The 19,906-nt window shown below is 32.3% G+C and carries 19 protein-coding genes; 17 read left to right on the top strand and 2 right to left on the bottom strand.

Annotated features, from left to right (window positions below):
* Positions 1 to 20: 20 nt before the first annotated feature.
* The 4 genes from tamL to ACEN2K_RS11415 all read left to right on the top strand — a co-directional run bounded on the left by tamL (position 21) and on the right by ACEN2K_RS11415 (position 6,698).
* Positions 21 to 2,312, top strand: coding sequence for a translocation and assembly module lipoprotein TamL (gene tamL / locus ACEN2K_RS11430; RefSeq protein WP_441759456.1), 2,292 nt, complete (start codon positions 21 to 23; stop codon positions 2,310 to 2,312).
* Positions 2,313 to 2,548: 236 nt separating this feature from the next.
* Positions 2,549 to 3,976, top strand: a complete 1,428-nt coding sequence (locus tag ACEN2K_RS11425) for an L-serine ammonia-lyase (protein WP_441759455.1) — start codon at positions 2,549 to 2,551, stop codon at positions 3,974 to 3,976.
* A 436-nt stretch (positions 3,977 to 4,412) separates the two neighbouring features.
* Positions 4,413 to 6,167, top strand: a complete 1,755-nt coding sequence (locus ACEN2K_RS11420) for a tyrosine-type recombinase/integrase (RefSeq protein WP_441759454.1) — start codon at positions 4,413 to 4,415, stop codon at positions 6,165 to 6,167.
* Between the two features lie 84 nt (positions 6,168 to 6,251).
* Complete coding sequence (locus ACEN2K_RS11415) at positions 6,252 to 6,698, top strand: hypothetical protein (protein WP_441759453.1); 447 nt, start codon at positions 6,252 to 6,254, stop codon at positions 6,696 to 6,698.
* Between the two features lie 381 nt (positions 6,699 to 7,079).
* Here ACEN2K_RS11415 and ACEN2K_RS11410 read toward each other — a convergent pair whose 3' ends face one another.
* Entirely contained in the window at positions 7,080 to 7,202 is a 123-nt protein-coding gene (locus tag ACEN2K_RS11410; RefSeq protein WP_441759452.1) for a hypothetical protein, read from the bottom strand.
* Between the two features lie 60 nt (positions 7,203 to 7,262).
* Between ACEN2K_RS11410 and ACEN2K_RS11405 the strand changes: the two genes are divergently transcribed.
* Positions 7,263 to 7,466 carry a hypothetical protein gene (locus ACEN2K_RS11405; RefSeq protein ID WP_441759451.1) on the top strand — a complete coding sequence of 68 codons (204 nt, stop codon included), beginning with the start codon at positions 7,263 to 7,265 and terminating at the stop codon, positions 7,464 to 7,466.
* Here the strand turns inward: ACEN2K_RS11405 and ACEN2K_RS11400 are convergent.
* Entirely contained in the window at positions 7,450 to 7,641 is a 192-nt protein-coding gene (locus tag ACEN2K_RS11400) for a hypothetical protein (protein WP_441759450.1), read from the bottom strand. The two genes, ACEN2K_RS11405 and ACEN2K_RS11400, sit on opposite strands and share 17 nt — an antisense overlap.
* 466 nt (positions 7,642 to 8,107) lie before the next feature.
* Between ACEN2K_RS11400 and ACEN2K_RS11395 the strand changes: the two genes are divergently transcribed.
* The 12 genes from ACEN2K_RS11395 (at position 8,108) to ACEN2K_RS11340 (ending at position 19,794) form a co-directional block, all read left to right on the top strand.
* Positions 8,108 to 8,398, top strand: a complete 291-nt coding sequence (locus ACEN2K_RS11395; RefSeq protein ID WP_441759449.1) for a hypothetical protein — start codon at positions 8,108 to 8,110, stop codon at positions 8,396 to 8,398.
* 245 nt (positions 8,399 to 8,643) lie between these two features.
* On the top strand, positions 8,644 to 8,994 hold the full coding sequence (locus tag ACEN2K_RS11390) for a hypothetical protein (protein ID WP_441759448.1): 351 nt from the start codon (positions 8,644 to 8,646) through the stop codon (positions 8,992 to 8,994).
* Between the two features lie 686 nt (positions 8,995 to 9,680).
* Positions 9,681 to 11,492 (top strand): AAA family ATPase, encoded by a 1,812-nt coding sequence (locus tag ACEN2K_RS11385; RefSeq protein ID WP_441759447.1) that lies wholly within the window; start codon positions 9,681 to 9,683, stop codon positions 11,490 to 11,492.
* Between the two features lie 158 nt (positions 11,493 to 11,650).
* A complete protein-coding gene (locus ACEN2K_RS11380; protein WP_441759446.1) occupies positions 11,651 to 12,262 on the top strand; it encodes a hypothetical protein in 612 nt (203 codons plus the stop codon).
* A 133-nt stretch (positions 12,263 to 12,395) separates the two neighbouring features.
* A complete protein-coding gene (locus tag ACEN2K_RS11375) occupies positions 12,396 to 13,487 on the top strand; it encodes a TIR domain-containing protein (protein WP_441759445.1) in 1,092 nt (363 codons plus the stop codon).
* 204 nt (positions 13,488 to 13,691) lie between these two features.
* Positions 13,692 to 15,167, top strand: coding sequence for a serine hydrolase (locus ACEN2K_RS11370; RefSeq protein WP_441759444.1), 1,476 nt, complete (start codon positions 13,692 to 13,694; stop codon positions 15,165 to 15,167).
* 139 nt (positions 15,168 to 15,306) lie between these two features.
* Positions 15,307 to 15,753: a DUF4844 domain-containing protein gene (locus ACEN2K_RS11365; RefSeq protein ID WP_441759443.1), complete on the top strand. Its 447-nt coding sequence runs from the start codon at positions 15,307 to 15,309 to the stop codon at positions 15,751 to 15,753.
* A 2-nt stretch (positions 15,754 to 15,755) separates the two neighbouring features.
* Positions 15,756 to 15,899 (top strand): hypothetical protein, encoded by a 144-nt coding sequence (locus tag ACEN2K_RS11360; RefSeq protein WP_187011300.1) that lies wholly within the window; start codon positions 15,756 to 15,758, stop codon positions 15,897 to 15,899.
* A gap of 172 nt (positions 15,900 to 16,071) precedes the next feature.
* Positions 16,072 to 16,803, top strand: a complete 732-nt coding sequence (locus tag ACEN2K_RS11355; protein WP_441759442.1) for a hypothetical protein — start codon at positions 16,072 to 16,074, stop codon at positions 16,801 to 16,803.
* A gap of 669 nt (positions 16,804 to 17,472) precedes the next feature.
* On the top strand, positions 17,473 to 17,961 hold the full coding sequence (locus tag ACEN2K_RS11350) for a hypothetical protein (protein WP_441759441.1): 489 nt from the start codon (positions 17,473 to 17,475) through the stop codon (positions 17,959 to 17,961).
* Positions 17,962 to 18,113: 152 nt separating this feature from the next.
* A complete protein-coding gene (locus ACEN2K_RS11345; protein WP_441759440.1) occupies positions 18,114 to 19,127 on the top strand; it encodes a hypothetical protein in 1,014 nt (337 codons plus the stop codon).
* Positions 19,128 to 19,287: 160 nt separating this feature from the next.
* Positions 19,288 to 19,794, top strand: coding sequence for a hypothetical protein (locus ACEN2K_RS11340; protein ID WP_441759439.1), 507 nt, complete (start codon positions 19,288 to 19,290; stop codon positions 19,792 to 19,794).
* Positions 19,795 to 19,906: the final 112 nt, after the last annotated feature.

Genomic DNA, 19,906 nt, shown 5'->3' with positions numbered 1-19,906 from the left:
CCTTTTCAAAAAGCAATACAATGAATAAGAATCATATATTATATCTTTCCTTTTTTATCCTGTTTATAGCAGGCTGTAGTGGTACACGTTACCTACCAGAAGGGGAATTATTATATACCGCTGGTAAAGTAAAAGTAGAAAGTGATCAAACACCAAAAAAGGAACGAAAAGCATTAGAAACAGCAATGGAACAATTACTGCGCCCTAAACCTAATGCTTCATTTTTAGGAATGCGTCCCAAATTGTTTTTCTACAACCTCGCGGGAGAGCCTACAAAAGACAAAGGTTTTCGATACTGGTTGCGAAATAAAGTGGGAGAACTTCCTGTTTTATACAGTAAAGTGGATTTAGAATACACTAAAAAAGTATTGCAAAATTACGCTGAGAACAATGGTTACTTCAATACAAAATCAACCGCTGACTCCACTCGAAGAGGAAAAACAGCAACAGCTACCTATACTGTTAATCCCAAAAGATTGTACCGCATTAGAGACGTGAAATTCCCTGAAGATTCCGCTGTACTTACGACAGCTGTACGGCAAACAATGCGTCGTACCTTATTAAAAAAAGACGATGGTTACAGCCTAGATGTTATTAAACTAGAAAGAGAACGTATCGACGCCCGTTTAAAAGAAAAAGGCTTTTACTATTTTAGTGATGACTATTTAAAAGTGCAGGTGGATAGCACAGTAGCTGACCATCAAGTTGATTTAATTTTAAAGGTAAAGAATGAAACTCCTGCACTGGCAAAAAACCAATATAGAATTAATGATATCATTGTATATCCTAATTATACTATTGGTGCTGATAGTATTAGTAATTCAGCCGAGGCAACAACGACTTACAAAGATTTTACAATCATCGATTCAGCAAATACTTTTAAACCTCGCATCTTTGATCGTACATTGTACTTCAAAAAAGATGATTTGTACAATAGAACAAATCACAATTTGTCGTTGAATAGATTAGTGAATTTAGGCACATTCAAATTTGTAAAAAATCAGTTTAAAGTGGCTAATACTACTGGTAATTATTTAGATGCCTACTATTACCTGACGCCGCTGCCTAAGAAATCCATAAGAGTAGAAGTTTTGGCTAAGACCAACTCTGCTAACTATACTGGTACCGAATTAAATATTAATTGGAGTAATCGCAACCTTTTAAAGGGTGCTGAGTTGCTGACTATTTCGGCTTTTGGAGGTGTTGAGGTACAAGTTTCTGGACAAAATAATGGATTTAATGTATACCGTTTTGGTACTGAAGCTAATTTAGTTTGGCCTAGAATTATTTCCCCGTTCCATTTTGAATCAGCCAGCGGATTTGTTCCCAAAACAAAAGCGACTTTAGGATACGAATTTCAAAATCGTACTAAGCTGTATTCTTTGCAAACTTTTAAAGGTTCTTTTGGTTATTTGTGGAAAGAAAATGAACGAAAAGAACATTTGCTTAACGTTACTGAGATAACATTTGCCAGCCCGCAAAACGTAAGCGACTTGTATAACGAACAAATAAAAACCACTCCTTCACTGGCCAAAGTAATCGAAAAACAATTAATTTTTGGTCCCACTTATTCGTATACCTATACGAATACGATGCAAAAAAGAAAAAAGAATACCATTTATTACAAGGCTAGTATTGATCTTTCAGGAAATATTACGGGACTAGCAACAGGCGCAAATATTAAAAAAGGAGATACAACAAAAATTTTCAATGTGCCTTTTAGCCAATTTATTAAAATTGAAAATGAATTTAGACATTACTTAAGATTAACTGAAGATTCACAATTAGCCAGCCGTTTTATTGTAGGTGCTGGATTTGCTTATGGAAACTCAGACGAAATGCCCTTTATAAAGCAGTTTTTTAATGGAGGTACTAATAGTATCCGCGCATTTAGAGCCCGTTCTATAGGACCTGGAAGTTATGATGGAAGTACTAATACGAGTGCTTTTTTACCAGATCAATCTGGAGATTTAAAATTAGAGTTCAATACAGAGTACCGCGCTAAACTATACGGACTTGTAAAAGGGGCTTTATTTGTGGATGCAGGAAATATCTGGTTACTAAAGGAAAACACAGAAAAACCTGGTGCTAAATTTTCTAAAGACTTTTTGAGCGAATTAGCAGTTGGAGTTGGTGCAGGATTGCGTTTTGACTTTTCATTCTTAATCTTACGTACTGACCTAGCCTTCCCTATTAGAAAACCCTATCTACCACAAGGGGACCGCTGGGTTTTAGATAAAATCAATTTTGGAAGTGGGTCCTGGCGCAATGACAATTTAGTATTTAATCTCGCTATTGGATACCCATTTTAGACAAGAAACAATACCGCATATACAAAAATCAGTACCGTCGTTGTACTGATTTTTTTTTAGCCAAAAATTTGATTTCAAACACAATAAAGACGCTACTTCCTTAAAATAGACAGACAATGATCATTAAAGAATTATTATTATAGTAATGAAAACAGTAATAAATAGTTAACATTTGACAGCAAAGAATACAATTCATTGCCATATTCAATTATCTTTGTCAAAAAAACTAGCTTACTATGGAAGAATGCATTTCGGTTTTTGACATGCTTAAAATTGGTGTTGGTCCCTCAAGTTCGCACACGCTAGGACCATGGCGTGCAGGAGAGCGCTTTTTAGAAGAACTAAGAGAAGAGAATATACTTGACACCATTACAAGAGTAAAAGTAGATCTATACGGCTCCTTATCCTTAACAGGTAAAGGACATGCTACTGATCTAGCCGTTATGTTAGGACTTAGTGGGCAAGATCCAGAGTACATTCCCGTAGAAGACATTGATGGTATTATAAAAACCATAGAAACGACGCAGCACCTTTTATTGGGGAATGAGTTTAGTATCCCGTTTCATATTGTAGAAGATATTGTTTTCAACAAAGACTTTTTACCTTTCCATTCTAATGGGATGATGTTTACGGCATATACTGCTAGTGGTGCTGAATATGAAGCTACCTTCTACTCCATCGGTGGTGGGTTTGTAGTTAAAGAAGAGCGTGTCAATGCTAAGGAGAAAATCAAAATAAAATGTGCGTTCCCATTTCCAACTGATAAAGCGGCCGACTTATTAGCGTATTGTCATGCTGAGAATAAAAGTATTTCGGAAATTGTGTACGAAAACGAAAAATCCATGCGCAGTGAAGCCGTTATTCATCATGAATTAATGCGCATTTGGAACACCATGCTCGAGTGCATGTACATTGGCTGCCATTCTGAGGGAATACTTCCTGGTGGGCTTAATGTGCGCCGTAGAGCCTTTGATTTGCATCAAAATCTTATTGGATTATCAAATTATAGCAATCCTCAAACCTGGTTAGAAGAAATTAGGTTGACTGAGGTAAAATTTCGACAAATATTAAAATGGGTAAGTTGTTTTGCGCTGGCAGTAAATGAAGTTAATGCCGCGCTAGGTCGTATTGTAACTGCTCCTACTAACGGTAGCGCTGGAGTTATCCCATCAGTTCTTATGTATTATTTAGTGATCGAAAACCACGATGCAGGAGAGAAAGAAATCAAACAATTCTTGTTAGTTGCTGGTGAGATAGGAAGTATTTTCAAAAAAGGTTCGACTATATCAGCAGCCATGGGCGGTTGTCAAGCAGAGATTGGTGTATCTTCGGCCATGGCAGCAGCAGCCTTGTGTGAACTTATGGGCGGAACTCCAGAACAAGTGTTAATCGCTGCCGAAATTGCTATGGAACACCACCTGGGATTAACCTGCGACCCTATAGGCGGACTAGTGCAAATTCCATGTATAGAGCGCAACACGATGGGCGCTATAAAAGCAATCAATGCCGCTGAACTGGCATTGGCTACTGATGCTAAAAATGTCAAAGTACCCTTAGACAAAGTAGTTAGCACCATGTGGGAAACAGCCAAAGACATGAATAATAAATACAAAGAAACGTCCGAAGGAGGTTTAGCGATTGCCGTTAATATGGCTGATTGCTGATATTGTAGATTTCGTGCTTGGTTGTGAAGCTTCTAGCTAGTGGCTCTTCCCTTTTGGCTTAGTGCCTAATGCCTAATACATTTCAAGTTTCAGATAACAACATTCAGCATACTTAACTTCCTTGAACAAGATGACAAGGCGATTAAAAGCTTAGATTCCAACGTAAAGCTCCCCTTTAGAGTTAGTATAAAGATTTGGGCGTGTCCTTGCTTCCACTCTGTTGCAGCAAGGTCAGGCTTTCGGCACTCGCTTCCCGATAAAAATCGGGAGAGCTCAAACAAAGCCTCAATCCTTCACGCAAGTCCCCATTTTGCGACAGCGAAAACAATAGCTTTCAACTCTTCCAAATAAAATTGAACATAGACCATTCAAAACCAATAATTTATAAGACATTATTTAAAATAAAGTAGTATTTTAGTTACTTCATATACGCCTTATGCAAATAATTGTAAAAAAGATTTGGCATCGCGATGCAGACCGAATCGGACTTTTTTTTAAATATGATAGTGCTACAATTGGCCAATTAAAACAATTGGGAGGAAATTATAGCCAGTCGCTCCGTTGTTGGTATTTTGATTATAATCTTGACAATTACAAGCTGTTAAGTCAGACCTTTGAAGATTTAGTTATTGACAATCCAAAAAAGTCTAAAACGCAACCGCTGGCCGGCCTTACCACAAGCCGTGACCTTCCAGCCATAGCCAAAAGCGAACTTCAGTTAGATTCGGCTCCAATGCTGAATAACCCTGAACATATAACGAAAGTAACTTCGTTAGCAACCAACATGCGTTTAGAATTATTACCTAATTTAGGTAAATATTGGGTTTTCAAAATGCGGTATTACCAGCATATCAGCAGGCAATTATTAGCCACAAAAGGAGTCTATTGGAACGCTAATTATAAAGTGTATATGGTTTTAAGGAATGCAGCAGCTAAAGCGCAAGTTGAAAAAACGCTAGGTGTATCCTCTTTTTTCCCTGAAAATGATTTTTATAAAAAAGAAACTGTTTTTACATCTGAATCGGTTGTAATCAAACCACACCTTGAAGACACTAAGTGGATGGAAGTGTACATGCCCCCTTTTCTAGTATTGCGAGAAAAAATAAAACGATTTTCGATGGTGCGTTATAGCACAATCAAAGACTGTTACTTACTTCCTGCATCTCCTAGTGTTTATGAAGCTATGGAGTTGCAATTTGAACCCCATCGGGTATTGCTAAACAATCGGCTTCCAAAAGCATATTTGATGAAACAAAATTTACCCAATAGGAAGCAGCTGGATTTAAGTAAAACCAAAGCGCAATTATTCAACCAAGTTCCTGATGCAGCCCACGATTACATTTCGCTGCTGGTTGACACGATCCTGGCGCTTAATTACAGTAGTTCCACGATGCGCACCTACACTAGTTCTTTTTTAAAATTCCTACGAGATCATCAGTTCAGAGACCCAAAATCAATTACCCATAAAGAAATCATAAGATACCTAGGATCCCTTATGGAGCGTGGTTTATCAGCATCATCTGGACACAGTATGGTCAATGCAATATTATTTTACTACCAGCAAATAGAACATCAAAAAGGTTTTGAACTTAAACTACCGAGGCCAAAAAGCGAAAAAAAATTACCCTCAGTATTAACAATGGAAGAATGCCTACAAATATTTAGGGCAGTAGACAATCCTAAACATAAATTATTATTGTTAATAGGCTATGGAGCGGGCTTAAGAGTAAGTGAGATTGTAACGCTCGAATGGCGAGACATTTTATTTACAGAGCATAAAATACATATTAAAAATGCGAAGGGGAAGAAAGACCGCATGGTGATGTTGCCCTACTCTATTGTGAGTTCACTGGAGCTTTATAAGCAGTTATATGAACCTACAAAATATGTTTTTGAAGGGCAATATGCTGGAGAGCCATACAGTGTAGGCAGCGCTCAGTCAGTGATGCGTCAAGCATTAAAGAAATCTGGACTATCCAAAAAAGCTACAGTACATACCTTACGTCATAGTTTTGCAACCCATTTATTAGAAAGTGGAACCGATATTAGATACATTCAAAAATTTCTAGGGCACGCTAGCATCAAAACCACAACAATATACACCCACGTTTCAAAAATGGCTACTGATAAGATAGTGAGTCCACTAGATCGTTTAGTAGATGAAAATAACAAGAAAAAACTGAATGATTGATGTAAACGATCCAAAAAGATGTATATATTTGATGTTATATACAAGTTATGCCTCAGTTTAGAAAACCGAAACACCGAAAATAATATGAGTAATGAATTAACAATTGGAATAATTGGTTTATATACTATTGTATACGTAGTTGTATTCTTTGTGCAAAAATCACAAATCGACCAAACAAAAGAAATAAACGCATCAATGAAATCTTTTATGGATATTTTCAAAATAGACGAAGTTAAAAAATATGTTGAAATGAGAAACGAACGTGTAATGGAAGACGCTTCTAAAATGATGATGAATGATCAGAAATTTAAAGAAATGTCAGACCATTTAATAAAAACAACTACAGAGCCATTGCAAGAGTTTTATAAAAAAACAATTAACGACAGACATATTGAATTGTTAAATGTTGTTTCTCAAGTAATAATATCTTTAGAACCAGACGAAAGAGAAAAATTCATAAAAGAAGTTTTACCAAATAACCAGCAAGCTCTTATGGATATGTTGATTGACCACGAAAAAAATAAGTCTTAACGTTATTATATTCTTTTCTTGAAACAATTTTGTGTTTTAATAAAAACCCAAATCTTTCGTCAAAAACATTTTTTTCCTTTTTTTTGAGTAAATTACATATAAAGTAAAGCATAATAATTAATTTGAAAATGTTTCCGACTTAAACGGTGCGGAAGCGAAACCGAAAATTGAAATGTGAAAATTGTAATAAATATAAAACCGAAGGCATAACCGCTGTTTTGAGCTAGCTGGAGTTTAGTGGAATTGCCGTTTCGCAATCATATTTTCGTTAAGCCGAAAATTGAGCGGTCACGATTTTCCAGCCAACTCAAAGCAACATAACGTTATGGCTCAGTTCAACCGAACTGACGTAGAAAAAAATAACGTTAAACAATTAAACATTCAAAAAATGAGATGTAGTAACTGCGGAAAAGAAACGCCATTTAGTGGAAAAGTGTGCCATTGGTGTAATAATGACAAATCTAAAGACCAAGCAATGTATAGTAAATTTATGGTTGTTTTCATAATCATAATATTTTTTATATGGTTGTTTTCTAAATAATAACATAATCTAAAATATAATTTATGGAACTAAAAGATTTAATTAAGAAGTATTACGATTCTAATGATAAAACTGAAAAATTAGAATTAAGAAACGATATACTTAAAAAGAAAACCCAATTAGATTTACCACTTGCTTTTGATGGACCTATTTTATTACACTATGAAACGTTTAGAATGACCAACAAAAAAACATCTTTAGAATCTATGCTTAAATTTGTTCCCTAACAAACATAACCAATCTTGGAGCTTCAATATCATCTTTATACGAATCTAATTCAATAGTAAATCCTTTTTGTGAAAGAAATTCTATGAGTTCTTCTTCTAAATTGTATTTTCTGTGTATAGTAACAATTGAAATAATATCTGGGTTTAAATCTGTATTTGAATTTATATCTGACATAATAATTAAATTTTTAAGGTTATAAAATAAACCTCGCTTACGTTACAAACGAGGTTTTGTTTTGAGGCATCTTGCCTACTGAGATAACCTAAGTTTAACTTTTAATGTTGGGACAACATGGAAACAATTATTGCTTTAGCAATCGTGTACTTAATAGTATGCGAAGCCAAAAAATAATTAAGTAAAACTTAGTTATTATCTTTTCTTTTTTAGAACATTGCTCGTTATTTTTAACGAGCTTTGTCCTGAAAAAAAACGAAACCGACTTTAAAACGGTGCGGAAACTAAACCGAAAATTGTATTGTACATAAAGAACCGAAGCCATAACAGCTGTTTAGCAATAGGGCAAATTATGTGCTATCTTGATATTTTATTTTCATAATGATATTTAGTTTAAACGGAAAATTTAGTGCTTTTAAGTTTGCCCCATCGCTAAGCAGCGAAACGTTACCATACATTTTAAAATATGAAGAAAATAGAAAATATGCAACAGCAAGTAATTATCGGAATGTTATCACACTTAAGTAGACAATTGATAGATGTTGAATCAAAACAAGATTTCATATTAAATTTAATCTCGCAAAAGTTTGATATTGACATTGAAAAAATTAACACAGAAATAGAAAGAATAACTGCCGAAAACTCAATATTAAATTTAAACTCTATTGAAAATATATACAATAACGTTGAGGACATTAACGACTTCGTTCGCGACATAAAATTTCCTTTGAAAGACGACGAATCAGAATCCATGTAGTTATTTTTTTTATTTCTTTTATTTCTTTTGAAATATATTTTTTGTTTTTTTTCATTGTATTTAAATTTAATATTTAATAATATAAAAAGGAAAAACGTCTGGTAACAGCAGTCTGTGTATATTGTGGAATTTAGTGGAATTACCGTTTCGCAATCGTGTTTTCGCTAAACCGAAAATACTCTGGTCACGAACCTCCACAACATCCACAGGCTGCGAAACGTTATGGGCTATTTAAAAACCGAAAAGTGACGAAAAACAATCCTGAAATACTATTCAAAGCACATCTAAAAATATACGTTTTGCCGAAAGACAAAATTATATTTGAATTCGAATTAGAAAATAATAATATCGAATATTATAGTGATATAGAAAATCAGCCAAATTTTGAAAACGGAATTAGATATTTGATATTAGATGCCGACAGAATAAAGCTTGATAAAATTTTTACCGAAAACGGAATTATTGCTCATACAGAAACAATCCCAACTTCGGATTATCGAGACGGAAAAAAAGCAATGAAATTGTATCTAAAAGTTGGCGGAATAGTAGCAGGAATTATGATTTTAATAATGATTATTGAAAGCTATTTAAAGTGAAAATTGAAAAGCAGAGAGTATTAGAATATATATTTGAAATAACATAAACAGCCCATAACCGCCATTTTGAGCTAGCTGGAATTTAGTGGAATTATCATTTCGCATCAAGTTTTCGTTAAGCCGAAAATCGAGCGGTTACGAACTTCCAGCCATCTCAAAGTGGCATAACGTTGCTGTATATGATATTCCGAATTTTGCGCATAAAAAATCAGAATATAATCGTTAAGCAGAAAATCATTTGCTTCAATTTAAGTGATGCAGTTTGCGTCGAAATAGATTATAACGACATCACTAAGCAGAAAGTTATTCGGTTCAATTAAAGCGATGCAGTTTGCGTCGAAATAAATTCTAGTAAAATCGTTAAGCAGAAAGTAATTTGCTCTAATGAAAGTGATGCAGTTTGCGTCTAAATGAATTGTAGCGGAATCGTTTAGCGAAAAGTTATTCGATTCAATGGAAATGATGCAGTTTACGTCCAAATGTATTGCGCCGAAAAACGGAAGTGGAATAGCATTTTAATAACATAATCACACACAGCAACACACGTTTTGCCGTATTTGGGGCTTTAGTGGAATTATCGTTTTAATTCGTATTTTCGTTAAGCGGAAAATATCCGTTTTTAAAACCCCAAAACACGGCAAAGCGCGGGAACGTTGGCAGTAATTCTATAAAATCATCCAATAAACATGAACCTTTCCTTACCAAACAAATATAAATCTCTAGATCCATTTACTTTAATTTTGCCAGACTTTGTTGTTTTGACAGGGTTAAATGGAGCTGGTAAAACACAATTACTAACGGCTATAACAAATAATCATTTAAATGTTATTGAAAATGGCTTAGAATTAAATCCTAAAAAGTATGTAACCGGACAAACTTTGGCTCCTAATGATAGCGCTATTGTAACTCGAGAGCAACTTAATGTGAACACACAAAATATTTGGAATCAATATAATGACTATTTAAAAAATAAACAAAGTAATCCATCATATTCCTTAGAAAATCATGTCTTTGGTCAAAATTCACCTCAAATCAAATTAATCGAAAGAATTGCGAAAAGTGCCAAGAAGCAAAGAGATGAATTAACATCAGATGATTTCTTTAATTTTTACCCATTTGAGGACGGATTAACTCCATCTGATATTTTTTATCAAAATTTTTCAAGTCTTTTTAAGCGCTATCAAGATAAATTAGATGAAAATGAATATCGTGAGTATAGAAATAAAATCAAAGGTCATCTTGATGTCTCATTTTTAACCAAAAATGAATTCACAGATAATTTTGGCGAAGCTCCTTGGGAATTTGTAAATAAAATTATTAAAGAAGCTACCTTAGATTATCATATAAATTCACCTGCTGATAGTCATCGCGATGCACCATTTGAATTAAAATTAATAAATAATTTAACTGGAACTGAAGTGAAGTTTGGAGATTTGTCTTCTGGAGAAAAGGTTATTATGTCGCTAGCTCTCGCTCTTTACAACTCGAACTTTGATATCGAATTTCCAAAAATGTTATTAATGGATGAACCAGATGCGTCACTTCATCCATCAATGTCAAAAAAATTTTTAGATGTTATTCAAGAAGTTTTTGTAAAGGAAAAAAAGATGAAAGTTATTGTAACGACGCATTCGCCATCAACTCTCGCTTTGGCTCCAGAAGAATCGATATTTATTGTAAATAAGACAGGACAAAGAGTCGAAAAAGCAACAAAGGATAGAGCTTTAAAAATTTTGACTTCAGGTGTTCCGTCATTTAGTATAAGTTATGAAAACAGACGGCAAGTTTTTGTAGAAAGCCCCAATGACGTAGCCTTTTATGAAAACCTATATCAAAAAGTGTCTGGCTCTTTAATTCCTGAAATATCATTAACATTTATATCTTCAGGCGAAAGTAGAACTGATAAAAATGGAGTTAAAGTCTCTAATTGTGGGCAGGTAATCAATATTACTCAAACACTTAGAACTGCTGGTAATAAATTTGTTTTTGGACTTATAGATTGGGACACTGTAAACCAAAATTCAGATGGAATATTTGTGTTAGGTAATGGAAATAGATATAGTATAGAAAATTATATAATTGATCCCATCTTTATTGCTGCAATTCTTTTAAGAGAAAAAATAGTTGATAAGAAAAGTTTACATCTTACTGACGAAGAAACATTTACTGACTTAAAACATTTTTCTGCAGAGCGATTACAATCGATTGTAGATTATATCACGGAAAAAATAAAGCCAACTATCAAACCATCTGAAGAAACCACAACAGAAGTTTCACTTCTAAATGGTATAAAAATTACTATTCCAAATTGGTACCTTCATCATCAAGGCCATGAGCTAGAAGAAAAAATAATTAAAATTTTTCCAGAATTAAACGGTTTGAAGAAAGGGAAAGAAGAACTTCTAAAATTAGAAATACTGAATAAAGTTATTGACGACTTGCAAGGACTTCTATCAGCCGACATAATTGATGCTTTTATAAAAATACAATCACACTAGAACTACTGCCAACAGCGGTTTTGCGAGATTGCGAATTATGTGCAAAAATTAAATTTATCTTTCGCAAGAAGTTTTATCTTAGCAGAAAAATCTCGGCTACGAAGTTCGCAACCTCGCAAAGCCGCGAAACGTTGGCAGTAATAATAAAACCGAACTGGATGAAAAAACTAATTTGGATATTAGTATTGATTTTAATAAGCTGTTCATCAAAAGAAAATGAAGTCGAAAACATCGAATTTATGTCTTACAATTGGAGCGTGGAAATACCTGTAAATAAAGCTAAACCGAAATTCAAAACAGAATGCGAAATCTATTCAGTGTTAAATATAAATGGAAATAATAAGACTTATTTTCTTAATTACGAGCCGAATAAAGTTGAAGAATATTTCGAATCAACTGTTGATAAAAAAATTATTGATTCGCTAATTCATTATTCAAATAAACTTTCAGAAAATTCTAGAAGCGAAATCAAATATGATTCAAATATTGGATGTATAAAAGCACCTCCAATATTAAGAGTGAAAATTAATTATAAAAATAAAACTTCAAAATCTTATTATTATAACTTTATCCAAAATGACAAAGAATACTCATCTATCAAAAAATTATATACTGAATTACGAATTAACCGAATTGAGGAAAATTATAGAAAAACAAAAATGAATTCTGATCTAATAAACAGAAAAAATATATTTATAAAATGGACAAGCAATGAGGACACTTTAAACTTTCCAAAACCAAGAAAACTAAATTTTGAACCTCAAGGCTAAATATCAATTACTACTGCCAACCGCTGTTTTGATATAGCTGGAGTTTAGTGGAATTATCGTTCCGCAATCATATTTTCGTTAAGCCGAAAATTGAGTGGTTACGAACTTCCAGCCATCTCAAAGCAGCAAAACGTTGGCAGCAAGCATCAAAAAAACAGAGAAAATGCAAAAAAATCAAGACATATTTATAAGCCACTCGGGACAAGACAAACAAATAATTGATGACTTTATAGACTTAATTTTAGTTGGTGGAATGAGTGTGCCAATTGATAAAATTTTTTCTTCAAGTAGTGATGGAACTAAAATAAAATCGGGAACAGATTGGAGAGATTCAATTTTAAGTGCTTTGCAGAATGCGAAAATTAATTTTCTCTTTATATCTTCTAACTATAAAGAGAGTGAAGTCTGTATGAATGAAATGGGAGCTGGATGGGTTACTTCAGCAAAAGTAATTCCTCTTATAATTGAACCAATAAATTATAAGACAGTTGGAGTAATTCAAGAGCCAATACAAATTGAAAAATTGTTAGATGAAAAAAGCCTCGACAGAATTAAAGATTTACTACAAGAAACATTTGAAATACCAAATAGCTTAATTAAAAGTGATAGATGGACAGCCAAAAAGAAAGAATTTGTTTTAAAAACAAAAGCTTTTTTAAAAGCTAATCCTTTTAAAAAACCATTAGATCGACAAGAATTTGATGACTTAATTGAAGAGAATAATGAATTGGAAACTACGCTAACAAAGATAATCGAGGAGAAAAATGAATTAGAAAAATTAGTTGAGGATCTAAAAAATGCTAAAGACAAAAGCGATGTAAAAGAAATTGTGAAAAAGTATTCAAATACAACTGAATACGACGAGTTTGAAATTTTAACACAAAAAGTGTGTGATTCACTTTCTGATTTCCATCCAATAATAATAGGTATTATTTTTAAAACATTTTCAAATAAAGATATTACTATTAAAGCTTTAGCATATAGTGAAGAAGTAGACGAAGCATTAGCTAACGATTATATAAATGAAGAATTAGAAGCTGTTTTTAATAAAACTCAAAAGATGCAGAAAATTGAAATGCTACTCGATAAACTCTCATTGTTCTTATCAAAAGATTTATCTTCAGAATTCCACGAACAATATGAAAATGAATATGACGCACCTTTCTCCATTTCAAATAAAATATTTTGGAAAGATGTATTAGACTTAAATTTATATTTCAGCTAAATAAAGAAAATAAGCCAGCTGGTAACAGCCATTTTGAGCTAGCTGGAGTTTAGTGGAATTACCGTTTCGCATCAAGTTTTCGTTAAGCCGAAAATTGAGCGGTTACGAACTTCCAGCCATCTCAAAGTGGCATAACGTTGCCATTAATTATAAGAAATCATCACAATCAACAAAATTTATCGTCTTTAGAGAAAAATATATTAAATGAAACATCAATTTTTCAGTTTATTAATTGTCTTATCAATTTTTACTTCCTGCTCGAGTATTTCAAAAACTCAAACAGACAAAAAGAATTTTCAGACCCAACTACTCGATTCATTGTTCAATTTCAGCCACTCAAATGGAATGTTCAATGGAGCTGTTTTGGTTGCAAAACACGACTCTGTTATTTACAAGAAATCTTTTGGATTCGCCAACGAAGAAACGAAAGAAAAAATTACTCCTGAATCAGTTATTTACATTGCATCAGTTTCCAAACAATTTACTGCAATGGGAATTATGATGTTACAAGAACAAGGTAAATTATCTTACGACGATAAAATCAAAGACTTTTTCCCAAAGCATCCAGAATATCTAAAAAATATAAGTGTAAGACAACTTTTAAACCATACTTCAGGACTTACGGACACGGAATATTATAAGTTAACCGACCCAAGCAATAATGATGTATTTGAAACTCTTATGAAACAAAATTCTCTTGAACTGGAAAATGGAAAAATGTTTCGATACAGTAATTCGGGTTATGTATTGCTCGCTTTGATAATTCAAAAAATCTCGAAAAAACCAATTGACGAGTTCTTCAATCAAGAGATTTTTGAACCTTTAAAAATGCAAAACACTACCGCGACTAAAACTGCAGTAGAAAAAATACCCAACAAGGTAGATGGCTACAATGTAATTGGGTCAAAGGTTGATTACAAATCTTCCGTAATTGGGCCAGGTGGAATTTATTCAACTCTAAACGATTTAGAAAAGTGGAACAGAGCGTTAAATTCTAATAAATTGATATCAGAGAAAACGCTTAACGAAGCCTTTAAAAATGGAAAATTAAATGAAGGTTCTATATCTATCAATATGAACGGACAAGAATATGGTTATGGTTTTGGTTGGATGCCATACCAAAAGAATGGAAAAAAGTACGTTCAACACGATGGATCGGTAGAAAGCTACAGGTCCTTAATAAAGAAAAATCGAACCGATGGTTATGATTATATATTCTTGACAAATCAGGGTGCTAAACTTGCAATGAATGAATTGACTAAATCAATTGACACAATACTTGAGCAATCCAAATATCAAAAACCAAAAATTCCTATTATCAACAAAATATTAAGTGAGCTAAAAATAAATGGCTCATCAAATTTGGCAAGTAATGTTAAGAATAAAATCGATGAAAATCCAAATGATTACAATATTGATGAAAATAGCATAAATGGACTTGCATACACATTCCTTCGAGACAATCAAACAAAAACAGCGATTGAAATTTTAAAACTTAATACAGAATTAAATCCAAAATCCGCAAATGCTTTTGATAGTTTAGCAGAAGGATATTTTTCCAATAAACAATTTAAATTATCAAAAGAAAATTATCAAAAATCAATAGAATTAAATCCCGAAAACAAGAATGCAAAGGTAATGATTGAACGTATCGGAAAAGAAACTGCGGAAAATAACTAATGGCAACAACCGTTTTGAGCTAGCTGGAATTTAGTGGAATTATGGTTTCGCATCAACTTTCTGCAAAGCCGAAAATTGAGCGGTTACGAACTTCCAGCCATCTCAAAGCGGCAAAACGTTGGCACCTATTTTAGAAAAAATGACAAAACACATTAAAATATTCTTATTATTTTTCACATTATCTGCTTGTGGACAAAATGCAACCGAAATGAAGACACCTAAAAATGCACAAGAAAAGTTTGCGGAATTTATTGCGAAAAAAAAGTTTATTGCAGAAAATTATTATCCTGGAATTGCTGACGAAAAAATGCGACCAATTTTTACAGAGAAAATAAATCAAGTCGCTAACGATTTTAAAATTGTTTCCGAATTAGAAAAACCGACAGATTTAAAATACCAAGAAAAAATAAAAATTGGACTTTTACGATTTTCAGATGTTTATATGGATTTAGATACAGAAGACAAAGAACGTGTTTGCTCCTATTTTGAAGAGTTAATGGATATTGTTGAATTAGAAAGTTCTGAAGGTCAATTAAATAAATTTATGTACGGATTTGACCCAAATGAAATGACAAAAAAGAATTAGAAATGTCAAATAAAAGAAAAGGAGTTTTAACAACTGATTCAGAATGGCGAAAACATTTGCGAAAAATTGGAAAACGAATTTTTTGGAAAGGCGAACGTTTAGCTGAAAAGAAAATGATTAATAAAGAAACTAAGCAATCTGAATAGAAAAAACAGGTGCCAACACTCGTTTTGCCGTATTTGGGTCTTTAGTGGAATTACCGTTTTAATTCGTATTTTTCTTTAACCGAAAATAATTGTTTTCAAAACTCCCAAACACGGCAAAGCGAGGAAACGTTGTGCGACACTTTGGAGCGACAGAAAAACCAAATAAATAAGAATGAATATTTTTTCAAAACTATTTAGAAAAGAAAAAAAAACAGGTTGTCCAAACTGTTATCAAAACGAAATTATAAGTTTTGGTAAAGATTTATTGGAAAGTAAATTCATCTCATTAATTGAAACTGAAAAGAAAATTGGTGAAATTGAAATTTATAAGTGCCAAAAATGTAAAACAGAATTTTACTTAAAGGGTTATATGTTTGAAAAAATATTTGACGGACAAATAGAAAATCTAAAAAAATGGAACGAAAAAGATTTAGTTTGTCCACAAAATCTGAAAAATGAAATTGAAGAAATTGGTTATTCTGAAAATTGGAACTCTGAAAAAATTGTACCAAGCAAAGTAATATTAAAAAGTGGAATTGAATATGAATTTACAACTATATTGTTTTCAACTAATCCACCATTAGGTCATTATTTCACAAATTTTAAAAATGTGTTTTTCATCGACGAAGTAAATTCTATCAAAAAAAGTGATTATGGATTATCGAAAGAAATTAGGGAAAAATCACTAATCGCTGAAGAGAAAAGAATGGGATTTTACCCAATTGTAGTTAAAACCATGATAAATAAAGAAGTTGTAATTAATGGAATTGAATTGTTTTTTAATTCAAGAAATATAAAAGGTTCTGAATTAGAACTTGCAAATGAAGAATGGAATCATAGAAAAGAATATATTTACTCTTCAAAAAACGAAATGGAAACAACAATAGTAATGGTAAAAAAATAAAAGCGATCGCACAACAGCGGTTTTGCGAGATTGCGAATTATGTGGTAAATTCAAGTTTATCTTTCGCAAGAAATTTAATCTTAACCGAAAAATCTCGGTTACGAAGTTCGCAGCCTCGCAAAGCCGCGAAACGTTATGGTAAATAGCTCTTTGGGCGTGCTTCAGCTAGTGTGATTTTAATCTTTTTAAGTAAGTAACTACTATAAAAGTTTACAATAAGCTGCCGGAAATAAAAATCTAGAACAGTAAAATTAATCGTTGTCGATATCGAAAAGTGAGCTACTCTAAAGAAATTTGAAAGCGGATTTTTTTTTTATGTTTTTTCGAGATTTAGATGAAGTTTGATTCCACAGTATTAAAACAATCGAAAGCGTAAAATTGAAATGACGGAGAAATAAATTGGAATCGATAATAGAAACGTTCAATATTATGTGCTTAACATACGTGTCGCTACATACCATAACACACGATTGTGGTTATTGCGGAATTTAGTGGAATTATCGTTTTTTATTAGTATTTTCGTTACACCGAAAATACTCGTCTTCGATGTCCGCAACATCCACAAGCGCGGGGACGTTGGCGGTCAGTTTAAACCAAATTTACGCAGACCAAATTCATCTAGCCAAAACAATTTTAAAATTTAAAAGTAGAAGTTAAGAATTAAGAAAAATGAAATACTTAAAAATAATTACACTTCTACTCTTCTCAATTTTGTCTAATGGGCAAGAAAATAATTCCGAACTGAAGAACCAGTTATCCGAAATTGAAAATTACACTAAATTTATTGATAGCACTTCAAAAGAGTATAAAGAAGGAATTGCAGAAGGTCCAATTGTTTATAAAAGTTTGTTCAGAAGAAATGGTGGTTGGGATGCGTATTATTTAAGCGATAATGGAAATAATCCTTTAAGAATTAAATATAGCCAAACTGGATTCAAAACAATTGAGACTTATAAACTGTATTATAAAAATAGTAAGCTTATTTATGCAGAATTTGTTGAAGAATATTTAAACAAAAAAATTAAAACAAGTCAAACTAGATTTTATTTCCAAGATGGAAATTTAATTAATCAAACAAATATAGAAACTTCAAATTTAGATTTAAGCGAACTTTTGAGAGAAGAAAAACGAATAAAAGAGTATTACTATAAAAAGTAGTGCTAAATAAAAAACCGAACCGCCAACAGCTGTTTTGAGCTAGCTGGAGTTTAGTGGAATTACCGTTTCGCATCAAGTTTTCGTTAAACGGAAAACTGAGTATTTACGAACTTCCAGCCATCTCAAAGCAGCAAAACGTTGGCAGATATATTATGAAAAAAACAGTATACATATTTATCATTTTTATATTATTTAGTTGTGGAAATAAAAAACCATATCCGAATAAAATTTCTGACTTTAGACCTGAATTACAAATCCCATTAAATAAACTTCAAAAAGAAAAAAACCTTTATTCAATAGATACTATTGCGGGTAATTTTTTAAAAGAAAACTGCTCAAAAGAAGAATTGTTAAAACTTCTTGAATGCGAAGACCCTTTGTTAAGATTTATTGCATACAAAACAATAATAAACAGAAAAGAAAAAGATTATTTTGAAATTCTTTTAGGACACTTAAACGATACTTCTAAAGTTTTTTGGTCTTCTGGCGACTTAGCAGGAGAAACAATGGTTTCTGATTTACTGATTAAAGAAACTAGTGGTATACTTACACAAAATAAAAAAAATATTTTAATGGATAGTGTTTTACTAAAACATTCTTATCTAGAAAATTTTACTTATATGCTTCAAGGAGTTGAACCAAAAGAAAAGTACTATTCAATTATAAAAAAAAGATGTGAAAAAAAAGACAAATATCGATGCGGAATACAATTAAGTGCCTGTTTTGCTTTGTCAAAATTTAAGAAAAATGAAGATTTAGAATTTTTAAAAAACAAATTTAATAATCTTGAAAGTCCTTGTGAAGATTGGATTTTTAAATCAATAGAACAAAATCCAAATGAAATTTATTTCCCAATTCTAGAAAAATATTTTTATGAAATAATCAAAAAGAAAAAGCAATTCTCATATGATGACTTAAAGTACTATTGCCGTGCAATCGCAAAATATCAAAACAAAGAAAGTTTGGCACTATTAACAGAAATATTAGAGAAAAAAAACTATCCAGACACATGGTATTTTAACGACAACCAAGACAATGTTTTTAGAGCAATTCACAAATATAAAGCGCCAATTTATGAAGATTTGTATAGAAAATTGAAACCTAAAATGAGTGAATTTGTAATGAAATATTTAGACTCAGACTTAGATAACAGGAAAACTTGGTAAAAATACATCTGCCAACACACGCTACAAGCAATTTGGGGATTTGGATTAATGGAAAGATTGGTTTGTATTTGGAAGATTTGGCAAATCCGAAAGATAACGTTGATTTAATCCCAAACTGCTTGTAGCGCGAGAACGTTAGCGGTAACCTTAAAGAAAAAAAATGGCGAAAGCGAAAAATTTAAATCGACTTCCGGGAAATTTAGCCCATAGTTATTTGAGTACTCTTGGATATTATGACGGTGGCTATATGGCTGACTGGATAAACTATATTGCGAGAGAAAAAAATGTAGCCGAAATTGAAATAGATATTTTAAACAAAAACATAATTCCAAAAGAAGTTGCAATAAAACCTCTTTTCGCAGACCTTGAAAAACTAAAAAATATAATACAAACCGAACTGAAAAATAATGGTTTTGAAATATCCTTTATAAAAAAAGCGATAATGCGTTTTGAAATTCCTATCGACTCACCAAATATTACGCGGACAATTTATTGTTATCCTTATTTAGAAGACGAAAAAGGAAAAATTTACAAACCAAAAAAAAGAATAATGGAAACGGCTTATGAAATTAGTTTTAATCCTGTCAAAAAAACAGAAATTGAACCTAAAAAAACGAAACTGTCTCTCTTTGGAAAGATCAAACGAATGTTAAAAGGCAACCGCTAACAGCCATTTAGCAAGATTGTGGATTTAGTGGAATTACCGTTTTTAATGACGTTTACATTTATCAGAAAGTACTTGTTTTCAAAAGTCCACAACCTCGCTAAGTGGCATAACG

The organism is Flavobacterium sp. W21_SRS_FM3 (genome assembly GCF_052113625.1).
Taxonomy (GTDB): domain Bacteria; phylum Bacteroidota; class Bacteroidia; order Flavobacteriales; family Flavobacteriaceae; genus Flavobacterium.
Note: the sequence above shows the minus strand (reverse complement) of the source record. Positions and strands in the feature narration are given on the sequence as shown.

Coding starts and splice junctions, on each gene's coding strand:
- ACEN2K_RS11395 (WP_441759449.1), top strand. CDS start 8,108: ATGAAGAAAATAGAAAATATGCAACAGCAAGTAATTATCGGAATGTTA.
- ACEN2K_RS11415 (WP_441759453.1), top strand. CDS start 6,252: ATGAGTAATGAATTAACAATTGGAATAATTGGTTTATATACTATTGTA.
- tamL (WP_441759456.1), top strand. CDS start 21: ATGAATAAGAATCATATATTATATCTTTCCTTTTTTATCCTGTTTATA.
- ACEN2K_RS11425 (WP_441759455.1), top strand. CDS start 2,549: ATGGAAGAATGCATTTCGGTTTTTGACATGCTTAAAATTGGTGTTGGT.
- ACEN2K_RS11400 (WP_441759450.1), bottom strand. CDS start 7,641: ATGTCAGATATAAATTCAAATACAGATTTAAACCCAGATATTATTTCA.
- ACEN2K_RS11340 (WP_441759439.1), top strand. CDS start 19,288: ATGGCGAAAGCGAAAAATTTAAATCGACTTCCGGGAAATTTAGCCCAT.
- ACEN2K_RS11370 (WP_441759444.1), top strand. CDS start 13,692: ATGAAACATCAATTTTTCAGTTTATTAATTGTCTTATCAATTTTTACT.
- ACEN2K_RS11345 (WP_441759440.1), top strand. CDS start 18,114: ATGAAAAAAACAGTATACATATTTATCATTTTTATATTATTTAGTTGT.
- ACEN2K_RS11405 (WP_441759451.1), top strand. CDS start 7,263: ATGGAACTAAAAGATTTAATTAAGAAGTATTACGATTCTAATGATAAA.
- ACEN2K_RS11380 (WP_441759446.1), top strand. CDS start 11,651: ATGAAAAAACTAATTTGGATATTAGTATTGATTTTAATAAGCTGTTCA.
- ACEN2K_RS11420 (WP_441759454.1), top strand. CDS start 4,413: ATGCAAATAATTGTAAAAAAGATTTGGCATCGCGATGCAGACCGAATC.
- ACEN2K_RS11350 (WP_441759441.1), top strand. CDS start 17,473: ATGAAATACTTAAAAATAATTACACTTCTACTCTTCTCAATTTTGTCT.
- ACEN2K_RS11410 (WP_441759452.1), bottom strand. CDS start 7,202: ATGAAAACAACCATAAATTTACTATACATTGCTTGGTCTTTAGATTTG.
- ACEN2K_RS11355 (WP_441759442.1), top strand. CDS start 16,072: ATGAATATTTTTTCAAAACTATTTAGAAAAGAAAAAAAAACAGGTTGT.
- ACEN2K_RS11360 (WP_187011300.1), top strand. CDS start 15,756: ATGTCAAATAAAAGAAAAGGAGTTTTAACAACTGATTCAGAATGGCGA.
- ACEN2K_RS11365 (WP_441759443.1), top strand. CDS start 15,307: ATGACAAAACACATTAAAATATTCTTATTATTTTTCACATTATCTGCT.
- ACEN2K_RS11385 (WP_441759447.1), top strand. CDS start 9,681: ATGAACCTTTCCTTACCAAACAAATATAAATCTCTAGATCCATTTACT.